The following is a 17,408-nucleotide window of genomic DNA, read 5'->3' as shown; positions in this document are numbered from 1 at the left end:
ACTTCTTGGTGTGGCGTATAGACGTACCCCGGAGGTCCAGCGAAACCTGGATGCCAAACGTGATCGGCTGATCGAGTCCGCGATTGCGCTCGTTGCCGAACACGGCTACGGCGAATGCTCGATCGCAGCCGTCGCGCAGCGGTCCGAGGTCGGCACGGGAACCGTTTATCGCCATTTCGCAAACAAGGGCGAACTTTTCGCCGAGGTTTTCCGCATCGTATGTAGCCGGGAAGTCGCGGCTGCGATCGCAGCCGGTACCGCGGCGCACGAAGTGCACGGAACCTACGTCTCGTCCGTCACCGCGTCGGTCGCCACCTTCGCCGAACGCGCGCTTCGGGCGCCGACCCTCGCCTATGCGCTGCTGGCCGAACCGGTCGATCCACAGGTGGACGCAGAGCGGTTGCTGTTTCGCGAGTCGTACCGGAACGCGTTGGCAGTGGCCATCGACGCGGCCGTCGGCGCGGGCGAAATACCACCGCAACCAGCGCAGATCACAGCGGCGTGCATCGTCGGCGCGATCGGCGAAGCGTTGATCCTTCCGCTCGCGATCGGCAACGCCGAACCAACAACTGTCGAGTCCTTTCTCACCTTCACCCTTCGCTCACTTGGGAGTTCTTATGAAAACAGCGTCGAAAGCAACACACGAGGTCTTCAACCAGGTACCGCAGCTGATCGACTTCGACGCGGCTGACTACCCGCCGCTCTTGGAGGCGTTCGCGCGGGAAGGCGCGCAGAACGCAGTCGAGGAACTGCACAAGGTCGGCCGCCTTGCCGGCAGCGCGGAGGCAATTGCCTGGGGCGACCTCGCCGAAGCACATCCGCCGGTTCTGCAGACGCACGACCGCTACGGTCACCGCATCGACGAGGTCGCCTACGACCCCGCGTACCACCGGCTGATGACGACCGCGGTCGAACTCGGCTTGCACGGCGCCCCTTGGGCGGACCCGGATCCGAACGCACACCTCATCCGGGCGGGCAAGATGGCCGTCTGGGGGCAGACCGATGCGGGGCACGGCTGTCCGATCTCGATGACCTACGCCGTCGTCCCAGCGCTTCGGCACAACTCCGACCTCGCGTCGCAGTACGAGCCGCTGCTCACCAGCCGCACCTACGATCCGAAACTGCGCGCGCCGCTGAGCAAGTCCGGCCTCATCGCCGGCATGTCGATGACGGAGAAGCAGGGCGGCTCGGACGTTCGCGCCGGGACGACACAGGCCGTCCCGCAGTCCGACGGCAGTTACCTGATCACCGGACACAAGTGGTTCACATCCGCTCCGATGTCCGACGTCTTCCTCGTGCTCGCCCAAGCGCCCGGCGGCCTGTCCTGCTTCTTCCTCCCCCGGATCCTGCCCGACGGCACGCGCAACGCGATGTACTTGCAGCGGCTCAAGGACAAGCTCGGCAATCACTCGAACGCGAGCAGCGAGGTCGAATACGACGAGGCCGTCGCGTGGCTCGTCGGCGAAGAAGGGCGCGGCGTTCCGACGATCGTCGAGATGGTCAACATGACGCGCCTCGACTGCACGATCGCGTCGGCGACATCGATGCGCGTCGGCACCGCGCAGGCCGCGCATCACGCGACGCATCGCAGCGCGTTCGGTGCAAACCTCGTCGACCAGCCACTTATGCGCAATGTGCTCGCCGATCTCGCCGTCGAGGCCGAGGCGTCGACGACGGTCGCGATGTGGCTCGCGGCGCTGACCGACCGCGCAGAGTCGGGCGACAAGGACGCCGCGGCACTGCGCCGGATCTCGCTCGCCGTGAGTAAGTACTACGTCTGTAAACGCGGACCGATCCACGCGGCCGAGGCGCTCGAATGCCTCGGCGGCAACGGCTACGTCGAAGAATCGCGCATGCCGCGGCTCTACCGCGAGGCACCGCTGATGTCGGTGTGGGAGGGATCGGGCAACGTCGCGGCGCTCGACACCCTCCGCGCCATGGCGAAGCAGCCGGAATCGTTGCAGGTTTTCCTCGACGAACTCGACAGCACGGCAGGTGTCGATGCCCGACTCGATGCCGCGGTCGCCGGCCTGAAGCAGTCGTTCTCCGACTTCGACACGATTCAATACCGTGCCCGACGTGTTGTCGGTGAGATGGCGCTGGCCTTGCAGGGATCGCTTCTCGTCCGGTTCGGTCATCCCGCCGTGGCCGACGCATTTTGTGCAACGCGGCTCGGCGCCGATTGGGGCAGTGTGTTCGGCACCTTGCCGACCGGCATCGACGTCGCATCCATCATCGAGCGGGCGACCCCGAAGGTCGGCTCCTAGCTCCTGGCCGAAACTGCGGAGCCAATGTCGCAGCAGTACCGCTATGCGGAACGAATGTCACATCGGCTCCGCACCTTCGCTGCTAGAGTGCTTAGGCAAGCCTAAGGTAAACTTCACTCTCGTGAACCGATCAGTTGCGACGCGCCATCAGGACGTCTATTCGTTTCGACCGGGCGCGACGTGCGTGACGACTCCGCGAGCGGCGATCCTGCTCGCGCCGCCGCACAAGGAGAAGTTGCCGGGGGTGACGCCGGCGCAACTGCAAGCACTCAAAACGCTCAACCTCGGGCCGGCCACGCTCGACGACCTGTCCCCTGCCGATGCCGACGTCGACACACTTGTCGGATCCCTCGCAGGGCGTGGTTGGCTCGCGATCACGGTCCGCTTCGACGGCGCCGACCTCTATACGATCCGCCCCTTCGCAACACCGCCCCCTCGACCCGAGTTCGTCGAGGAAGGCCGCACGCTGTCGAAGTTCACGATCATGCGACGCGACACAGGCAACATCGTGGCTGAGAATCCAATGTCGTGGTGCGACATCGATATTCACGATCCGCGCGTGCTCGAAGTCGTATCGGGTCTCGCGTCGCCCGCGGAACCCGCTCTGCCTGAGGATGTTTCGACGCGCCTCGCGTCGGACCTGAAATGGGCACGGCATACCGTCGTCGACGCCGAGTCCGAGGACGACGAATTTCGTACGCGCAGCTGGAATCCGCACGAACTGTGGTTTCACCGGCGCAGCAATCTCAGCGAGCGCGTCCTGACGTGGGAGACATTCGGCCCGACGCGCTGGGCCGACGGTGAATTCCCACCACTGCCCGCGCGCAAAGACAACTACCCGGGCGAGGCGATCGAACTCGCCACTCCCGACATCGAGGACCTCCGAGCCGTCGACCCGAGCCTCACCGACGTCCTCGAGGACCGAGTTTCGTGCCGAGACTTCGACGACGCCGCACCGATCACGCTCGACCGGCTCGGCGAGCTACTGTTCAGGACGGTCCGCACCAAGAGCGTCCGGACAGCCAAGGGCGTCGAATATCTTTCTCGCCCTTACCCTTCCGGCGGTGCTGTACACGAACTCGAGTTCTACCCCGTTGTCCGAAACGTCGCCGGTCTGGCGTCGGGGATGTATCACTACGACTCGTTCGATCACGTCCTTCGGCCCGTAGCCGACGACCAGGTGGTCGAACGGTTGCTACGGACGTCGTCGCTGACGCTGTCGCAGGGCCAGTTGCCGCAGGTACTGATCGTCATCGCCGCACGGTCCGGTCGTTTGATGTGGACCTACGAGCAGGTTCCCTACGCGATCATCCTCAAGCACGTCGGCGTCGTGTTGCAGACGATCTACCTGGTCGCGACGGCGATGGGACTCGGTGCGGTTGCGCAGGGCTACGGCGACACAACAGCTTTCAACGAAGCTGCCGGCGTCGACGAATTGGAAGAATGCAACGTCGGCAGCATCGTGATCGGCGCGCCGAAGCGCTAGTTTCGTGGCCTCAATTGGCTGGAAAGACCGTCTTGTCCCACGTGATCGAGCCGTCCGCATCGGTGACGAACTGCCCGTCGCACGTTCCGTCGAGCGCGGTGACAACTGCGTTCTGCACACGCTCGTCCGACGGTTCGACGATGTGCGCCAAGTTGGGGATCGGGGTGACGCGGCACTGTCCGCCGTCGAGGCGACCGTCCGCGAACTCCTCCGCACTGCGAATGGAGTAAAACTTCGTCGCGCCAGGGGTGTCGTCACCTTTGTTGAGGTCGGCCATGAACTGCGTGAACGGGCAGCCATCGAAACCGAAGCCGGGCAACTGAAGGCATCCACCCGGCGTCCCGTACTGCGGTGACCCGATGGCGATGTAGTTGTCGACGACATCGGCCCCACCCAGATTTTTGATGTAGTTCCGGGAGTTGAGGCCGCCGTAGCTGTGCGCGACGATCGACAGTGATTCGACCTCGACGCCCGCCGTCGCACGGTCGGCAGCGGCCTTGATCTGCTGGCTTTCCTTCACGAGATCGAGCCCGCCCGTCGGCACCGGATAGACGGTGTAGCCGAGCGCGGTGAGTTTGGCGTCGAGGCCATTGTACTGGTCGAGCGACGTTGTGCCGGGCACTGGCTCCTGGCCGGGGACGAGCAGCACGATTCGTTGACCCTCGGGCGCAGCGGTAGCGACGGGCGCGGCGAGTGCCGTTGCGCACCCGACAACCGCAACCGTGAGGCAGGAAGTTAGTGCAGCCTTAGTAAACGTCATGGCGCGAACGATAGCGAGTGCGGGCGCGACTTTCAATATGGACGAAACCGGCACCTGAACTGGTGTTTCAGCGGACGATAAGACGTCGGACAGGACGGAAACGGAAGCTTGATCGCACAACCCCCGACCTGACCGAACAGCCGTCGACCCAAGAGGAACTCCCATGTCCACAATCCGAATCAGACTGCGTCCCATCATCTTCGCCCTCGTCGCGCTCGCCGCTGCGCTGGCGTTGATCGGCACTGGAACCGCCGCCGCGCAGCCGACGCTCGACCGTATTCAGTTCGCTCCGGGCGCGAACGGCGCGTCCGTCGCCGGCTCCATCGTGCGCGGGGACACCAACGCGTTCCTCGTCGAAGCATCCGCAGGTCAGACTATGACGATCGATATCTCCTCCGTCGAAGCCAACGCCGTGTTCGCGGTCTACGGCCCGAACGGCGACGAGCTGCGCTTCGAGCAGGTCAGCGCCACGATCGTGTTGCCTGCATCCGGCGACTACCTGATCGACGTCGGATCGGTTCGCGGGAATACGACATACGAGCTGTACGTGACGATCACCTGATTCGACCGACGCGGTTCATCGCGGGCGCACCCGATCGATTAAGATAGGCTGTCCTTAGTCCAGATCGAATCGGAGCTTCCCCGCGATGAACTTGGGTACAACACACGTCCTCAAACGTGAACTGGTCGACGTGCCCGCCGCTGTACGTGCTGCACCGGCACCGTGCGTGCCCACCTTCGCGGACCCATTCGCCCTTCGACTCGTCGACCCCGACACCGACGATCCCGAGCTGATCGCGTCCTGGATGTCGCGCCCGCATCTGGCGGAAACTTGGGAACAGCCCTGGTCGGCAGCGCAGTACCGCATCGACAGCCAGGCGCGGTTGGCCGGAACCTACTCTCGCCCATGCATTCTCAGCTACGACGGCAACGAGATCGCGTACGTGGAGTTGTACCGCGCGGCAAAGGACGAATGCGGTGCCATCTACAACTCCGACCCGTGGGACATGGGTTTCCACATCGCGACCGCAGACACGACGTTGCTCGGCAAAGGCATCGTAAGCGAGTGGATGGCCGATCTCGCGGAACGGATCTGGGCGCTGGAACCCCTGTGCACCCGCATCGTCGTCGACCCCGACTACCGCAATATGCCCATGCGCAAGGCACTGACCAAGCGTGGCTACGAGGATCTCGGCGAGTTCGATGTCCGCCCTGACCGCCGAATTGCGCTCTTCGCAAAATCGAGGCCGCTCCGCGGCTCGTGAGTCCTTTTGGAGGGCAGAACCACCGAAAAGACTCACGAGCGGCGTAGCTGCCTGCGGTAGGGTCGGGCCAAGGAATGAACGCCTACGGGGTCAGGAGAGTTCATGAAGGTCATCGTCGCCGGCGCTAGCGGAACAATCGGAACGCCTTTGGTTGCGGCACTTAAACATTCGGGTCACGACGTGCTCGGCATCTCCCGCACCGAGGGCGGCGCCGAAGCAGTCCGAGGACTCGGTGCCGACGCGGTCGTTGCAGACGTGCTCGACCGCGACGCTCTGCTGCGGGTACTGGACGGCACCTCGGCAGACGCCGTGATTCACGAGGCGACAGCTCTGAAGCATCCGCCGACCCACTATCGCGGCCGTGGCATCACCGACACGAACAAGCTACGTACAAGCGGCACAGGCAATCTCGTCGAAGCCGCACGGTTGGCGGGCGCCAAGAAGTTCGTGACGCAATCGATGATCTTCGGATACGGCTTCGTCGATCACGGCACAACGACCATCACCGAGGACGCGCCGTTCGGTGAACCGCGCGGCACGAAGTCCGATCCCGCCACGGCCGCGTTCCGGTCCGCTGAGGAGCAGGCGTTTTCGGCGCCGGGCATCGATGGCGTCGCGGTCCGCTACGGCTTCGTCTACGGCCCTGGTCCCGCCTCGGGAAAAATCATGAAGATGCTGCGCACCAGGATGTTTCCCATTCCACGCGGCGAGGGTGGCACGTTCGGTTGGATCTACGTCGACGACGCGGCGGCCGCGACGGTGGCCGCGCTCGAGCACGGGCGGGGCGGGGCGGCGTACAACATCGTCGACGACGAACCAGCGACGTGGGGCGACGTCTTCGACGCGATGGCGTCGGCCATAGGCGCACCACGGCCGCTGCGTCTCCCCCAGTTCATGCTGAGAATGTCGACGCCGTTCTTCGCCGAGCAGATGATCGACACGTCGATGCGCGTGTCCAATGCCAAGGCCAAGGCAGACCTCGGCTGGACGCCGTCGAAACCGACGTTCCGCGAGGGTGTAGCAGCGCTGACCTGACCTAGCTCACCGGCCGCAGCACTCGCGAAACTCGCACCGGCAGACCCCCTTTCGGATGCAGCGCGGGTATTCCCACTGGCGTGAGTGCATCGTAGTCCGGGGTGATCGCGACCGTACGGAGCAGTTCGACCAGCAGCACCTTCAGTTGTTGCACCGCGAAGATGAAGCCGATGCAACGCCTGAATCCGCCGCCGAACGGCACGTACGCATAGGGATCCGGCTTCGCTTCGAACCACCGCTCCGGTCGAAATACCTCGGGTTCGTCCCACACATCGGCAAGCCGGTGTGTGACGTACGGCGAATAGAGGATCATCGTGCCCGCCGGAACCGTCGAACCGGCAAAGTCGAAGGCATCCACCACCTTTCGGGCACTGATAGCAGTGGGTGGCCACAGGCGCAGCGTTTCGTTGACTATCGCGTCCAGGTACGGCATTTGCGTGAGTAGTTCGATCGTCAATCGTTGCGCACCGACGACCCTGTCGATTTCCGACAGTGCTGCCTCGCGAACAGAACTGCTCGACATCAGCTCGTGCAGCGCCCACACAGACGCGCTGCTGATCGTGTCGTAGGACGCTGCAACGAGACTGACGACCTGATCTCGGATCTCGATGTCGGTCAAAGCTGGTTGGCCCGCTTCGTTTTCGGCCTCCAGCAAGGCATCGAGCACGTCGTTCGATGCTCTGCCTGTCTGCGCGCGTCGTCTGGTGATCTCAGCGTTGACGATGGCGTCCGTGCGACTCCGAGCCTGTTTTGCGCGGTGCCAACGCGTCCACGGCAAGTCGATCTTGTACTGGTTCCACATCGGCTGATTGACGAATGCAATCGTGATGTCGAGGGATCGTCCGAGTTCGCCTGCGGTATCCATGGCATCACCGAACAGGCAGCGGACCGTCGTACTTCGGATCGGGCGTCGCAGCGCCTCCAGGGCGTTGATCGTCGTGCCCGCCTGCCAGGTCCGGAATTCCCTGCCGAACTCGTCGATCATCACGTCGAGATAGGCGTGAATTCGCTTGGCGGCAAACGCTGCCTGCACTGCGTGCCGTCGCCGACGATGCTCCTCGCCGTCGCTGACGATCATCGCCGTCTCACCGTCGACCGGAATCAGGATCGACATGGCTTCGCGATACCGGAGCGAGTCGATTCCGTCGGACAGCACGAAACGATTGGCTTCCGGCCCGAGCATCGCGATGTACTTGAACGGACCGAAACCGACTCGTGCGATCGGCCCGTACCGAGTGTGGACGTCCATCAGTCCGTCGGTAGGTGAGGTCGCCATCGAGCGCGCGTCTCGCACGAACTCCCACGGCCAACGTGGCCCGGCCAATTTCATCGCTTCAATCCTGACGTCGTAGCGGGTTGTTCTGTTCAGCGTGCCTGCGAATGCTCTCGCTCGAGCTTGTCCTTGGCCAACTGCAGCTCTTCACGTACCAACCGCGGCATCGTTCGCCGCAGAAACGGTTCCATGAACCAGCGGAACGGCGTGCGAATCGCAAAGCGCTCCGACCTCAGTACTTCGGTACCGCCGGGCACAGGGGTGCATTCGAAACTCCCCTCGTAATGCGTCACCACTCGGATCAGCCGATTGTGTGGCGCGGGTGACATCACTATGTCCACGCGTTCGCCGGGTGTAAGTCGCTCTTGGGCAACCATTTTCGTGCCACGTAGGCCACCGAGCCGCGGCCGGAAGGCGAATTCGGTGAGGTTGCGCTCGCGCCGCACCCACAGGACCGGTCGAATCTTCTCGTCGATCTCGGCGTATCGCTCGATGTCCATGACGAAGTCGAGGACGACCTCGGGCGGCACCGCAATGAATTGCGTTGTGTGTGCATCGAATACCCGCGTCGGTGTCGTCATGCGGACACCGGACTCACCTCGATGTACGCCGCGTCCGCGTACACCTTTGCAACGGTCCGGTCGTAGATCTTGCGCCCGAGACTGTAGCGGGAGACGAGGAGGGCTTCGGCTGCGACGTTCTCCGATGGCTCCATGATTCGCGCTGTCGCCGCCAACGCCTGACCGATCGGTTTGCCTCGCATCGTGCACGCCGCGATGACCACGTCGGGGTTGTTGAGAATTCGCTTGACCTTGTAGGAATCGAGTCCTGTCCGGATGATCGCCCGCCCATCGTGCAGTGCGAACCACATCGGCGACGGCACCGCTTCACCGTTCTTCCTGAAGGTGATCAGCAGTCCATACTTGTGTCGGGCGAGGCTTGCCAGGGTTCCGGCAGCAACGGCCGGACCTGGTTCGAACGATCCCGGGTGCCGCCACCAGTCGTAACTGCGCAGCACCCATTCTTCGAGTTTTGCGCGATCGAAGCGCGGTGGACTTTTGGTCGGTCGTGTCATTGCAGTGCTCCGTTCTCGAATGTCGCCGGGTGCCGGCGGTAGGTCTGTTCCTCAGTTCGATGCCGTGACGACCTCGATCAGGTCGTAGCTGACCGCGCCCTCCGGCTCGTCGACCGTTTTCGACCGCACGTCGACAAACTTCGCGCCCTCCTGCGCGGCCAGGTCTTCCAGCTCACGCCGCCCAGCGCGACTGCTGAGCGCAAGCAGCACCCGTCCGCGATCGGACACGAAATTCCTTGCTTCCCTGAGGAATCTGCGATGCGCGGCATAACCGGGGTCGACATAGGCGAGTTCGTGAACACTCTGCAACGCAAGCGTCGGCGGTGCCCAGACATTGTTGGAGTGCCAGTAGATCGTGTCGAAGCGAAGGTCGGGAGACAGACCATCGAAGAGATCGCTGTGCACGGTGGTGACTCGGTCCGCCACCCCGAAACGTCGTACGTTGCGTTCGGTGTTCGCGACCGCAGCGGGGTTGATGTCCGTCGCAACGACCGAGCGGCAACCACCGAGTGCCGCTTTGACGGCGATCATGCCGATACCGGAACCGATTTCGAGAAAGGTCTCGCCCTCCGTGAAGTCCAGAAGGTCGATGTGCGCAAGGGTCGACCTCGTGTCTGCCGGCGAGAAGACATCTTCGAGCAGGGTCCACTCGTCACCGCCGACGACGATCTCGTTGTCGCCCGAATTGCGTTCGCGGCTGAACTTGCTGCGCTCGAGTGACTTCGTGTAGTCGTACATCGTGTTTGAGCCTTTCAGGTGGTCGAATTCGAGATGCTCATCCCGGAAGAACGTCGAACTGGTTGGGGAGTCCGGCACGGAACCTGTCCTCGTCGATTCGGCGTAGCGGTTCGAGTTCCGGAGGGTGGTAGTCGGGCCAGATGTGCGCACGTGGCGCGTCCGACCCCGACGCGTCGAGAATCGCGTTGACAGCGACTCGGGCCGATTCGTTTGCCCCCTCCATCGAGCGAGCGTCCGCATTGGTCTTGACATAGTCACCGGCGAGCAGCAGGTTCGGAACGGCCGTGCGTGAGTTGGGCCGAAGCTCCCACGAGCCAACGGAATTGAGCAACATCGGCGTCTCGTTGGTGAGTTGCCTACCATCGAAGACGATGGCCGGGTCGAGATGCCACGAGTGCAGATCGCTGTCGCGCAACAGAATTCGATCGCCTTGGTTCAGGTGGGCCTTCACCTGCTCGAAGACGTCCCGCGCAATTTCCTCCCTCGAACATTCAGCAGCAGGCTTTCCATACACGATCCCCGGTGACCGCCAGTCGGAAATGTTGAGCGACAGCACGTCGTTGACCTGGCCGTCGCCGTAGTCACGGGCGAGGTCGCGGTGCGGCCAGAACTGCGCCTGATGCAGCGCTCCCAACCCCCACGGCGAATCGAGAAACCCGATGTGCCCCGGACTGAAGGTATTCCGATTGCGCAGGAAGAACTGAATGCCGCACTCCCATGCGAACTTCAGTCGGCTCATGCGCCCGAGGTCGGGATCGGCCGCGAGAACATCGGCCGACCACAGTTTCTGCACCCGGTCGGCGGGTATGGCCGACACGTAGTAGTCCGCCTCCACTCGGGTCGTGCCGTCGTCCGCGCCGTGCACGGCGGCGCCGACCACGCGGCCGCCGGCGATATCGAGTGCCTCGACGGAAGTCTTCATTCGAAACTCGACGCCGAGGGAGCGCAGATGTTCGACCCACGGATGGATCCAGGCTTCGTTTGTCGGGCCGTCGAGCACCCGGTCGGGTGGACCCTCGGCGCCGCGTCCGAGCAGGTTGAGCATAAATCCGACGACCCACCGCGCGACGGTCCGCGAACTCGCGAAGTATTCGTCGGATCCGAAGATCTGCGGTGGAAACCGCGATGCGAGATCCTGATACGCGCGCGGTTTACCTTCGGCGTGAACGTATTCCCGCCAGGTGACGTGCTCCCACTGCCCGAGTCGCCGGGCCTCCGAGCTGGTTAGGTAGACCCAGATGCGCGCGACGAAGCCGACGAATTCGGCGGGCACCGTCGACCCGAGTCCAAGCAATTGTGCGAGCGCCGATGCCATCGTGACCGGATCGAGCAGGCGGGTGTCCTTCGACAGATATGGGACCGGCACCGTCGCGTCGTCGCGTCCCATCCAGGACAGCTGCACCGACGAGGTGGCCAGCAAGTTGTCCCATACGCCGTTCACGTTCGTGCCGTACGGAATTCGGCGCATGGTGTCGGGCACATGATTGAGGAAGCCCTGGAAGATCCGTAGCCCGTGCTCGCCGGGCAGCGGCCTTCGACCGTCTCTCCCGGTGTCGGGCACTTCCATACTTCGTGCTTTGCCGCCGAACTCGTCCGTCCGTTCGTAGACTGTCACGCGGTAGCCGCGCTCGGCCAGCTCGTGGGCAGTGGTCAAGCCCGCGATGCCTGCGCCGAACACCGCGACCCGACCCACCCCACCTGTCGACCCCGGTGCGGCGGCGGCACGCCCTGTGGGCAGCAACAACCCGAGTCCGGTTGCCGCAGTCCCGGCGAGTACCGCCCTTCTGCTGACCTGCTGCGGATCCGCTCCGCTCATCCCGACACGCTTTCGGATCGAGGTAGCTCGTGTCTGTTTCGGACGACGTCGTAGTTCTCGACATCGAAGTGAGCCAACGACTTTCGCAGCTTGGCCGTCGACCACGGCCACGTGACGAAGTTCTTGCCGTGCTCGTCGATGTAGAAACTGGCGCAGCCGCCGGTGTTGTACACGCTGTTGCCGAGATCGCGCTGAACACGTTCGTTGAATGCCGCGAAGTGCTGTTCGATCACCTCGAGCGCCTCGACGCCACTGGACCGCGTCAACCGAATCGCGTCGATGACGTAGTCGATCTGCGACTCCGCCAGAGACAGCAGCGAGTTGTACATGACGATGTTCGGTCCGAGCAGCAGATACGCGTTCGGTGCGCTCGGAACGGTTGTGGCGAGGTACGCCTCGGGGCTCGTCCGGTCCCACTGCTCCGACAGCGTCGACCCGCCGCGAACCCGAATTCGCTTCGCTATCGGCGGATACCGTAGTTCGAATCCAGTGGCGAAAACGATGACGTCGACGAACTTCTCGGTGCCGTCGGCAGCGATCAATTTATCGCCATCGACCGCCGTCAACGCGTGCGGAAGCAGCGTGACATTGGATCTGGACAAAGCCGGTAGGTAGGTGTTGGACAACAGCAACCGCTTGCAGCCGATCGTGAAGTCCGGTGTCAGCATGGCGCGCAGCGTTGGATCGGGAACTTGCGATCGCAGCTGGCCGCGGCCGACCGGACCGAGCAGTCGAGCGGTCCGCTCCCGCCGCATGACGAGCGCGAGCGTGCGCAAGATGACGTCGCACACGAAACGCAGGAACCATTGCGCCGCGGGAACCAGCCGGAAGAACGTCTGTACGAAACTCGGGATCGGGAAATCGAGCCGCGGGATAACCCACGCGGGAGTGCGCTGAAAGACGATCAGCTCGTCGACGACGGACGCGATCTCGGGCACGATCTGCACCGACGAACAACCCGTGCCGATCACCGCCACCCGTTTGTCGGCAAGATCGATGTCGTGATTCCAGGTGGCGGAGTGGAATTTCGTACCGGTGAAGGTCTCCAGCCCCGGCAGCGGTGGGAACTTCGGCTCCGTCAGTAGACCGGTTGCGAAGACGACGTGTCGCGCGAGATAGGTGCCGCGGGTCGTCTGCATCGTCCACTGTCTGTCTGCGTCCGACCAGCTTGCGTCGAGCAGCTCCGTTCCGAAGCGGAGCCGCTCGGCGATACCGAATTCGACTACGGTGTCCTCGATGTAGGCCAGCACCTCGGGCTGGCTTGCGAAGTTCCTGCTCCACTTGGGGTTCGGGTTGAAAGTAAAGCAGTACACGGCCGAGGGGATGTCGACGCCACATCCGGGATAGGTGTTCTCCCGCCACGTTCCGCCGACTCGATCCGCCTTTTCGAGCACGACGAAGTCGTCGATCCCTGCCCGATCCAGCTTCACCGCCGCAGCAATACCGGAGAGCCCCGAACCGACGATGACAACTTCGTGCACCTGCAGACCCAGGGAGTCCTCGAATTCTGCTGTGCTGCTGCGGTTATCGGGCACGCTCCACCTCCGGTTCAGCTTCGGACAGGCCGATCTTGTCGTGCAGACGCGCAAGCGGCGCGGGCGCCCACCAGTTGTAGCGGCCCATCAATTGCATAAATGCCGGCACCAGCACGCTGCGCACAAGGGTTGCGTCCACCACAACCATGAGCGCGAGGCCAAGGCCGAACATCTGAATGAACGACACCTGCGACGTGACGAGCGCAGACAGGACGACAGCCATCAAAATCGCTGCAGCAGTGATGATCCTGCCCGTCCGTGCCATGCCCAAAGCGACGGCGCGGGAGCTGTCCTGCGCCGAACGTGACGACTTCAGCCATTCCTCCCGGATCCGCGACAGGATGAAGATCTCGTAGTCCATCGACATGCCGAAGGCGAGGCAGAACATCAGCACAGGTATGACGGTGTTCAAATAGCCGGTCGGTGTGAAGCCGAGCAACCCTGACAGGTGCCCTTCCTGGAAGATCCACACCAGGGCACCGAACGTCGCTGATAGCGAAAGCGTGTTCACCACAATCGCTTTGATCGGCAACACGATGCTGCCGGTGAACAGGAACAGGACGACGAAGATTGCAAGTGCGATCCATGCGAGAGCCAGTGGCAGGCGCCCCGCGATCGCGGCGATCGTGTCGTCGTTCTTGGCTGCCGGACCGGTGAACAGCACCTCGGCCGGCGGCGGCACCGCGCGCAGCCGCTCGAGCAACTCGCCACCCTCGGCGCCGAACGGGGGCACCTTCGTGGCTACCGTAAGGAACGTTCCTTCGGCGTCGCGCAAACCTTCGGGCGCCGACGCAGCACGGAAACCGGAGACGTACGTACCTGCCGCCGATGCCACACCTACCACGCCGTCCACTTCCGACAGCGCCTGCGCGTACGGTCCCGGGTCGCCGGTGAAGTCGGGCAGTAGAGCCAGCGCCGACGCCGTAGCGTCCTGGTTGAAGTCGGTTCGCAGACTGTCGCCGACCTGCCTGCTCGACGCTTGGTCCCCGATGGCTCGATCGTCGGCGAAGCCGAGCTGAACCGACAGGAACGGGGCGCCGAGGAAGAGCAGGACGATAATCACTGCGACGGCAGCGACAGCAGGAAATTTGTTGACACGCATGACGATTCGATACCAGAGGCTCTCCTCGGGTACCACGGTGCGTTTCGGCGATCGGCCGAACCACTTCAGCGCCGGAGTGCGCAGGTCGAGAGCGTTCACTCTCGTTCCGAGCAGTTTGAGAATGGCAGGCATCAAGACGAGCGCGGCAACCGCCGCCGCGCCGACGACCGCCATCCCGGCGTAGGCGAACGACCTGAGGAAGTAGAGGGGGAAGATCAGCAGTGCCGACATCGACAGCATGACCGGCAAGGCCGAGAAGAGCACTGTGCGTCCCGCGGTACGAACAGTGCGCTCGATTGCGGTATCGACGTCGTGACCGGCCTGGAGCTCCTCACGGAAACGGCTGACCATGAACAGGCTGTAATCGATGGCGAGCGCCATGCCGAGAGCGGTCGTCATATTCAGCGCATAGAACGACATGTCGGTGAATACCGAAAGGCCGCGCAGGATTCCGACGGTAGTCAGGATCGAAAAGATTCCTATAGCGAGCGGCAGCATGGCTGCGACGAGGCTGCCGAAGATCCAGACGAGCAGTATGCCGGTGATCGGAATCGCGACCGCCTCGGCGACGAGCAGATCCTTGGTGACCTGATCGGTCACCTCTTGATAACCGACAGCTTCACCGCCCGCTCGCACGGTGATGCCGTCTCGCACCCCGGAGAGTTCGTCGGCGATCTTCTCGGCTCGTGCCATCGCAGTCTTGTCGTCGCCGTCGATCTTCGCAGCGATAATCGCACTCGTCGAATCGGTGCTGCGCAGTGCGATCGCGAGATCCGGCGGCGCCTCCCAGTAGGACTGGACGCTGGAGACGCCATCGCTCGCACGAAGCTCGTCGGTGAGTTCGTTGCCGAAGCTTCGGGTCTCCGCGGTGTCGAGGCCTGCGGGAGCGTCGACGAGAAGCACCAGGTTCGGAGCTCCGATTCCGAAACGTTCGTCGAGAATCTGCGACGCGCGGGTCGATTCCGCATCGGGATCTTCGAAACCACCCTGGCCGAGGTGATCCATGACGGTCGCCCCGGCCACACCGCAGAGGATCGCGATGGCGAACATGAAAGCCAATACGTATTTGGGCGCCCGGATCGACAGCCTCGCAATCTGATTCAGCATGGTCGGCCGACCGAGTCCCGCACCGCAACGCTGCCGTCGCGATAACGTGCGACCAGTGGGTCCGCACAGTCGTCGCCGGGCCCGCAGAGCAGACGACGGACCGCTGCCTCGAGTATCGCGGAGCCGTCCCGGGAGAGAATCGATTCGGCGTGGAACTGAATGGACTCGAACGTGTCGCCACGCAACGCGTGCACCTCTTTCGTCTGAGCTTTTCGGCTGACCTGAACCCTGCCCGCGAGATCCGAGTCGAAGCTGTCGGTGTCGCATTCGGCGACGAAAGTGTTGTAGAAGCCGACGCGCGCGGGCACGCCGAACAGCGAAATATCCCGTCCAGCACCCTGATTCGGCTCCGGGAGCCTCCCTAGCCGCAGGCCGAGCACCGAGCAGAGGATCTGGTGGCTCAAGCACACGGCCAAGAGCCGATCCGAGCGTGCGAGCGCGTCGGCAACCAACCTGTGCATGGCTGCGATACGCGGATTGCTCAGTGCCCGTGGGTCGCCCGGACCAGGTCCGAGTACCACCAGGTCGTAGTCCTGCACCGCGAAAGTGTCGTCGTAGCGAAGAAAAGTCACTGCCAACCCGAGTGCCCGCAGTTCGCTCGCCAACATTGCGGTGAAGTTGTCTTCCGCGTCGATCAGCAAAGCGTGATTGCCCGCGATCCCGGACAGCTCCGCCGAACGCGTCTCCGGGTCGGCGAACCAGAACGGTGAAGCGAGCGTGTTGCGCTCCCGCAATGCGTCGCGCACACACGTCTGACCTGACAGATGCGAGTGCGCTGCCGCAGTCACCCTGCCGAGCAGCGCGGCAGCCTTGACCCGGGTCTCGTTCATTTCTTGACGCGGATTCGAATGGCGCACGAGCGTCGATCCGACCGCGATCCGCGCCCGGCCGAGCTCGTCCAGCATCGCGGTCCGAATGAGAATGGTCGAATCCATGCGGATCGCACCTGCCGGATCGTGGTCGACGAGCGCCATTGCTCCGCTGTAGTAACCGCGACCCGACGTTTCGTACTTCTTGATCACCCTGCTCGCGTTCTCCAGCGGGCTGCCCATCACCGTCGGTGCGAACATGGTCTCCCGCAACACATCCGCGACCGTTCGCGAGGTTCGGCCGCGCAGCAGATATTCGGTGTGCGACAGATGCGCCATCTCCTTGAGGAACGGGCCTGCGACCTTGCCACCGGCGTCGCACAGCCTCGACATCATCTTCAGTTCCTCGTCGACGACCATGAACAGTTCGTCGGTCTCCTTGTTGTCGGAGAGAAAATCGAGCACGCCTGCCACAGTCGCTCCGGCGGGTGGATACCGGTAGGTTCCGCTGATCGGATTCATCGACACGTAGCCGTCGTGCAACGTGACGTGCGCCTCCGGGCTCGCGCCGACGAACGTCCGAGTGCCGGTGTGCACGATGAACGTCCAGTAGGAACCATGCTCGTTGAGCAGCAAGCTCTTGAAGACACTCAACGCCGTCCCTACCGGGTCGGCACCGACCGATCCGACGAGCGACCGGCTGATGACGAAGTTCGATCCCTCCCCTGCGCCGATTTCGTCGGCGATGACATTGGCAACGATCTGTTCGTAGTCGTCGTCGGAGACGTCGAACTCGAAGTCGTCGAACGAGACCGGGTCGGTACGAATCGCGGCGAGGACCACGTCACGGCTCACGGCGTCTCGCTCGGTGACCGTCATCGCCAACAGCGGCGAACGATCGTCGATGCAGGGGTAGCCGCGCTCCCGGATCTGCCGATATGGCAGCAGCACAAGGACATCCGAGTCGGCGGTTAGGTCCGTCAGGTCGTCGATCTCGTCAAGGACGGAGACCGATCCGAGCAGGATCTCCAGCTCGGTACCGTTGGTTTGCGGCCGGTGCAGGATGGCGAACGGCGGCGGTTCCTGCGACGTGACGGCATTCAGCGCTGTCGCACCGGCCCGGCGGCCGTCGTCGGTCAT

At 63.5% G+C, this 17,408-nt stretch carries 15 protein-coding genes; 6 read left to right on the top strand and 9 right to left on the bottom strand.

Features of this window, described 5'->3' with window-relative positions; all coding sequences use genetic code 11:
- Positions 1 to 10: 10 nt before the first annotated feature.
- From ACHIRB_RS04770 to ACHIRB_RS04760, 3 genes are all read left to right on the top strand, one after another.
- A complete protein-coding gene (locus ACHIRB_RS04770) occupies positions 11 to 691 on the top strand; it encodes a TetR/AcrR family transcriptional regulator (RefSeq protein ID WP_395125157.1) in 681 nt (226 codons plus the stop codon).
- Positions 618 to 2,267: an acyl-CoA dehydrogenase family protein gene (locus ACHIRB_RS04765; protein ID WP_395125158.1), complete on the top strand. Its 1,650-nt coding sequence runs from the start codon at positions 618 to 620 to the stop codon at positions 2,265 to 2,267. The genes ACHIRB_RS04770 and ACHIRB_RS04765 overlap by 74 nt, the downstream gene beginning before the upstream one ends.
- Positions 2,268 to 2,388: 121 nt before the next feature.
- Complete coding sequence (locus ACHIRB_RS04760) at positions 2,389 to 3,753, top strand: SagB family peptide dehydrogenase (protein ID WP_395125159.1); 1,365 nt, start codon at positions 2,389 to 2,391, stop codon at positions 3,751 to 3,753.
- Between the two features lie 10 nt (positions 3,754 to 3,763).
- Here the strand turns inward: ACHIRB_RS04760 and ACHIRB_RS04755 are convergent, their stop codons facing one another.
- Positions 3,764 to 4,513, bottom strand: coding sequence for an esterase/lipase family protein (locus tag ACHIRB_RS04755; protein WP_395125160.1), 750 nt, complete (start codon positions 4,511 to 4,513; stop codon positions 3,764 to 3,766).
- A 163-nt stretch (positions 4,514 to 4,676) separates the two neighbouring features.
- Here ACHIRB_RS04755 and ACHIRB_RS04750 point away from each other — a divergent pair, with 163 nt between their 5' ends.
- From ACHIRB_RS04750 to ACHIRB_RS04740, 3 genes are all read left to right on the top strand, one after another.
- Complete coding sequence (locus ACHIRB_RS04750; RefSeq protein ID WP_395125161.1) at positions 4,677 to 5,075, top strand: hypothetical protein; 399 nt, start codon at positions 4,677 to 4,679, stop codon at positions 5,073 to 5,075.
- Between the two features lie 85 nt (positions 5,076 to 5,160).
- Positions 5,161 to 5,778 carry a GNAT family N-acetyltransferase gene (locus ACHIRB_RS04745; RefSeq protein ID WP_395125162.1) on the top strand — a complete coding sequence of 206 codons (618 nt, stop codon included), beginning with the start codon at positions 5,161 to 5,163 and terminating at the stop codon, positions 5,776 to 5,778.
- A gap of 102 nt (positions 5,779 to 5,880) precedes the next feature.
- Positions 5,881 to 6,813 (top strand): NAD-dependent epimerase/dehydratase family protein, encoded by a 933-nt coding sequence (locus ACHIRB_RS04740; protein ID WP_395125163.1) that lies wholly within the window; start codon positions 5,881 to 5,883, stop codon positions 6,811 to 6,813.
- Between the two features lies 1 nt (position 6,814).
- Here ACHIRB_RS04740 and ACHIRB_RS04735 read toward each other — a convergent pair whose 3' ends face one another.
- Genes ACHIRB_RS04735 through ACHIRB_RS04700 form a run of 8 tightly spaced genes read right to left on the bottom strand, consistent with a single transcriptional unit; the run spans position 6,815 to position 17,408 of the window.
- A complete protein-coding gene (locus ACHIRB_RS04735; protein WP_395125164.1) occupies positions 6,815 to 8,143 on the bottom strand; it encodes a cytochrome P450 in 1,329 nt (442 codons plus the stop codon).
- A gap of 35 nt (positions 8,144 to 8,178) precedes the next feature.
- The gene (locus ACHIRB_RS04730; protein ID WP_395125165.1) at positions 8,179 to 8,667 is read right to left on the bottom strand and encodes an SRPBCC family protein; all 489 of its coding nucleotides are present in this window, start codon (positions 8,665 to 8,667) and stop codon (positions 8,179 to 8,181) included.
- Positions 8,664 to 9,161, bottom strand: coding sequence for a PPOX class F420-dependent oxidoreductase (locus ACHIRB_RS04725; protein WP_395125166.1), 498 nt, complete (start codon positions 9,159 to 9,161; stop codon positions 8,664 to 8,666). Before ACHIRB_RS04725 ends, ACHIRB_RS04730 begins: the two co-directional genes overlap by 4 nt.
- Before the next feature lie 51 nt (positions 9,162 to 9,212).
- Positions 9,213 to 9,977, bottom strand: coding sequence for a 50S ribosomal protein L11 methyltransferase (locus ACHIRB_RS04720; protein ID WP_395125167.1), 765 nt, complete (start codon positions 9,975 to 9,977; stop codon positions 9,213 to 9,215).
- Positions 9,937 to 11,715, bottom strand: coding sequence for a hydroxysqualene dehydroxylase (locus ACHIRB_RS04715; protein ID WP_395125168.1), 1,779 nt, complete (start codon positions 11,713 to 11,715; stop codon positions 9,937 to 9,939). The genes ACHIRB_RS04720 and ACHIRB_RS04715 overlap by 41 nt, the downstream gene beginning before the upstream one ends.
- Positions 11,712 to 13,250: a flavin-containing monooxygenase gene (locus ACHIRB_RS04710; RefSeq protein WP_395125169.1), complete on the bottom strand. Its 1,539-nt coding sequence runs from the start codon at positions 13,248 to 13,250 to the stop codon at positions 11,712 to 11,714. The genes ACHIRB_RS04715 and ACHIRB_RS04710 overlap by 4 nt, the downstream gene beginning before the upstream one ends.
- Positions 13,240 to 15,459, bottom strand: a complete 2,220-nt coding sequence (locus tag ACHIRB_RS04705; protein WP_395125170.1) for an MMPL family transporter — start codon at positions 15,457 to 15,459, stop codon at positions 13,240 to 13,242. The genes ACHIRB_RS04710 and ACHIRB_RS04705 overlap by 11 nt, the downstream gene beginning before the upstream one ends.
- Positions 15,453 to 17,408, bottom strand: a complete 1,956-nt coding sequence (locus ACHIRB_RS04700; protein ID WP_395125171.1) for an anthranilate synthase family protein — start codon at positions 17,406 to 17,408, stop codon at positions 15,453 to 15,455. Before ACHIRB_RS04700 ends, ACHIRB_RS04705 begins: the two co-directional genes overlap by 7 nt.

It is taken from the genome of Antrihabitans spumae, assembly GCF_043944905.1.
Lineage (GTDB): Bacteria > Actinomycetota > Actinomycetes > Mycobacteriales > Mycobacteriaceae > Antrihabitans > Antrihabitans spumae.
Note: the sequence above shows the minus strand (reverse complement) of the source record. Positions and strands in the feature narration are given on the sequence as shown.

Coding starts and splice junctions, on each gene's coding strand:
- ACHIRB_RS04765 (WP_395125158.1), top strand. CDS start 618: ATGAAAACAGCGTCGAAAGCAACACACGAGGTCTTCAACCAGGTACCG.
- ACHIRB_RS04755 (WP_395125160.1), bottom strand. CDS start 4,513: ATGACGTTTACTAAGGCTGCACTAACTTCCTGCCTCACGGTTGCGGTT.
- ACHIRB_RS04750 (WP_395125161.1), top strand. CDS start 4,677: ATGTCCACAATCCGAATCAGACTGCGTCCCATCATCTTCGCCCTCGTC.
- ACHIRB_RS04745 (WP_395125162.1), top strand. CDS start 5,161: ATGAACTTGGGTACAACACACGTCCTCAAACGTGAACTGGTCGACGTG.
- ACHIRB_RS04740 (WP_395125163.1), top strand. CDS start 5,881: ATGAAGGTCATCGTCGCCGGCGCTAGCGGAACAATCGGAACGCCTTTG.
- ACHIRB_RS04735 (WP_395125164.1), bottom strand. CDS start 8,143: ATGAAATTGGCCGGGCCACGTTGGCCGTGGGAGTTCGTGCGAGACGCG.
- ACHIRB_RS04730 (WP_395125165.1), bottom strand. CDS start 8,667: ATGACGACACCGACGCGGGTATTCGATGCACACACAACGCAATTCATT.
- ACHIRB_RS04725 (WP_395125166.1), bottom strand. CDS start 9,161: ATGACACGACCGACCAAAAGTCCACCGCGCTTCGATCGCGCAAAACTC.
- ACHIRB_RS04715 (WP_395125168.1), bottom strand. CDS start 11,715: ATGAGCGGAGCGGATCCGCAGCAGGTCAGCAGAAGGGCGGTACTCGCC.
- ACHIRB_RS04705 (WP_395125170.1), bottom strand. CDS start 15,459: ATGCTGAATCAGATTGCGAGGCTGTCGATCCGGGCGCCCAAATACGTA.
- ACHIRB_RS04700 (WP_395125171.1), bottom strand. CDS start 17,408: ATGACCGACGACGGCCGCCGGGCCGGTGCGACAGCGCTGAATGCCGTC.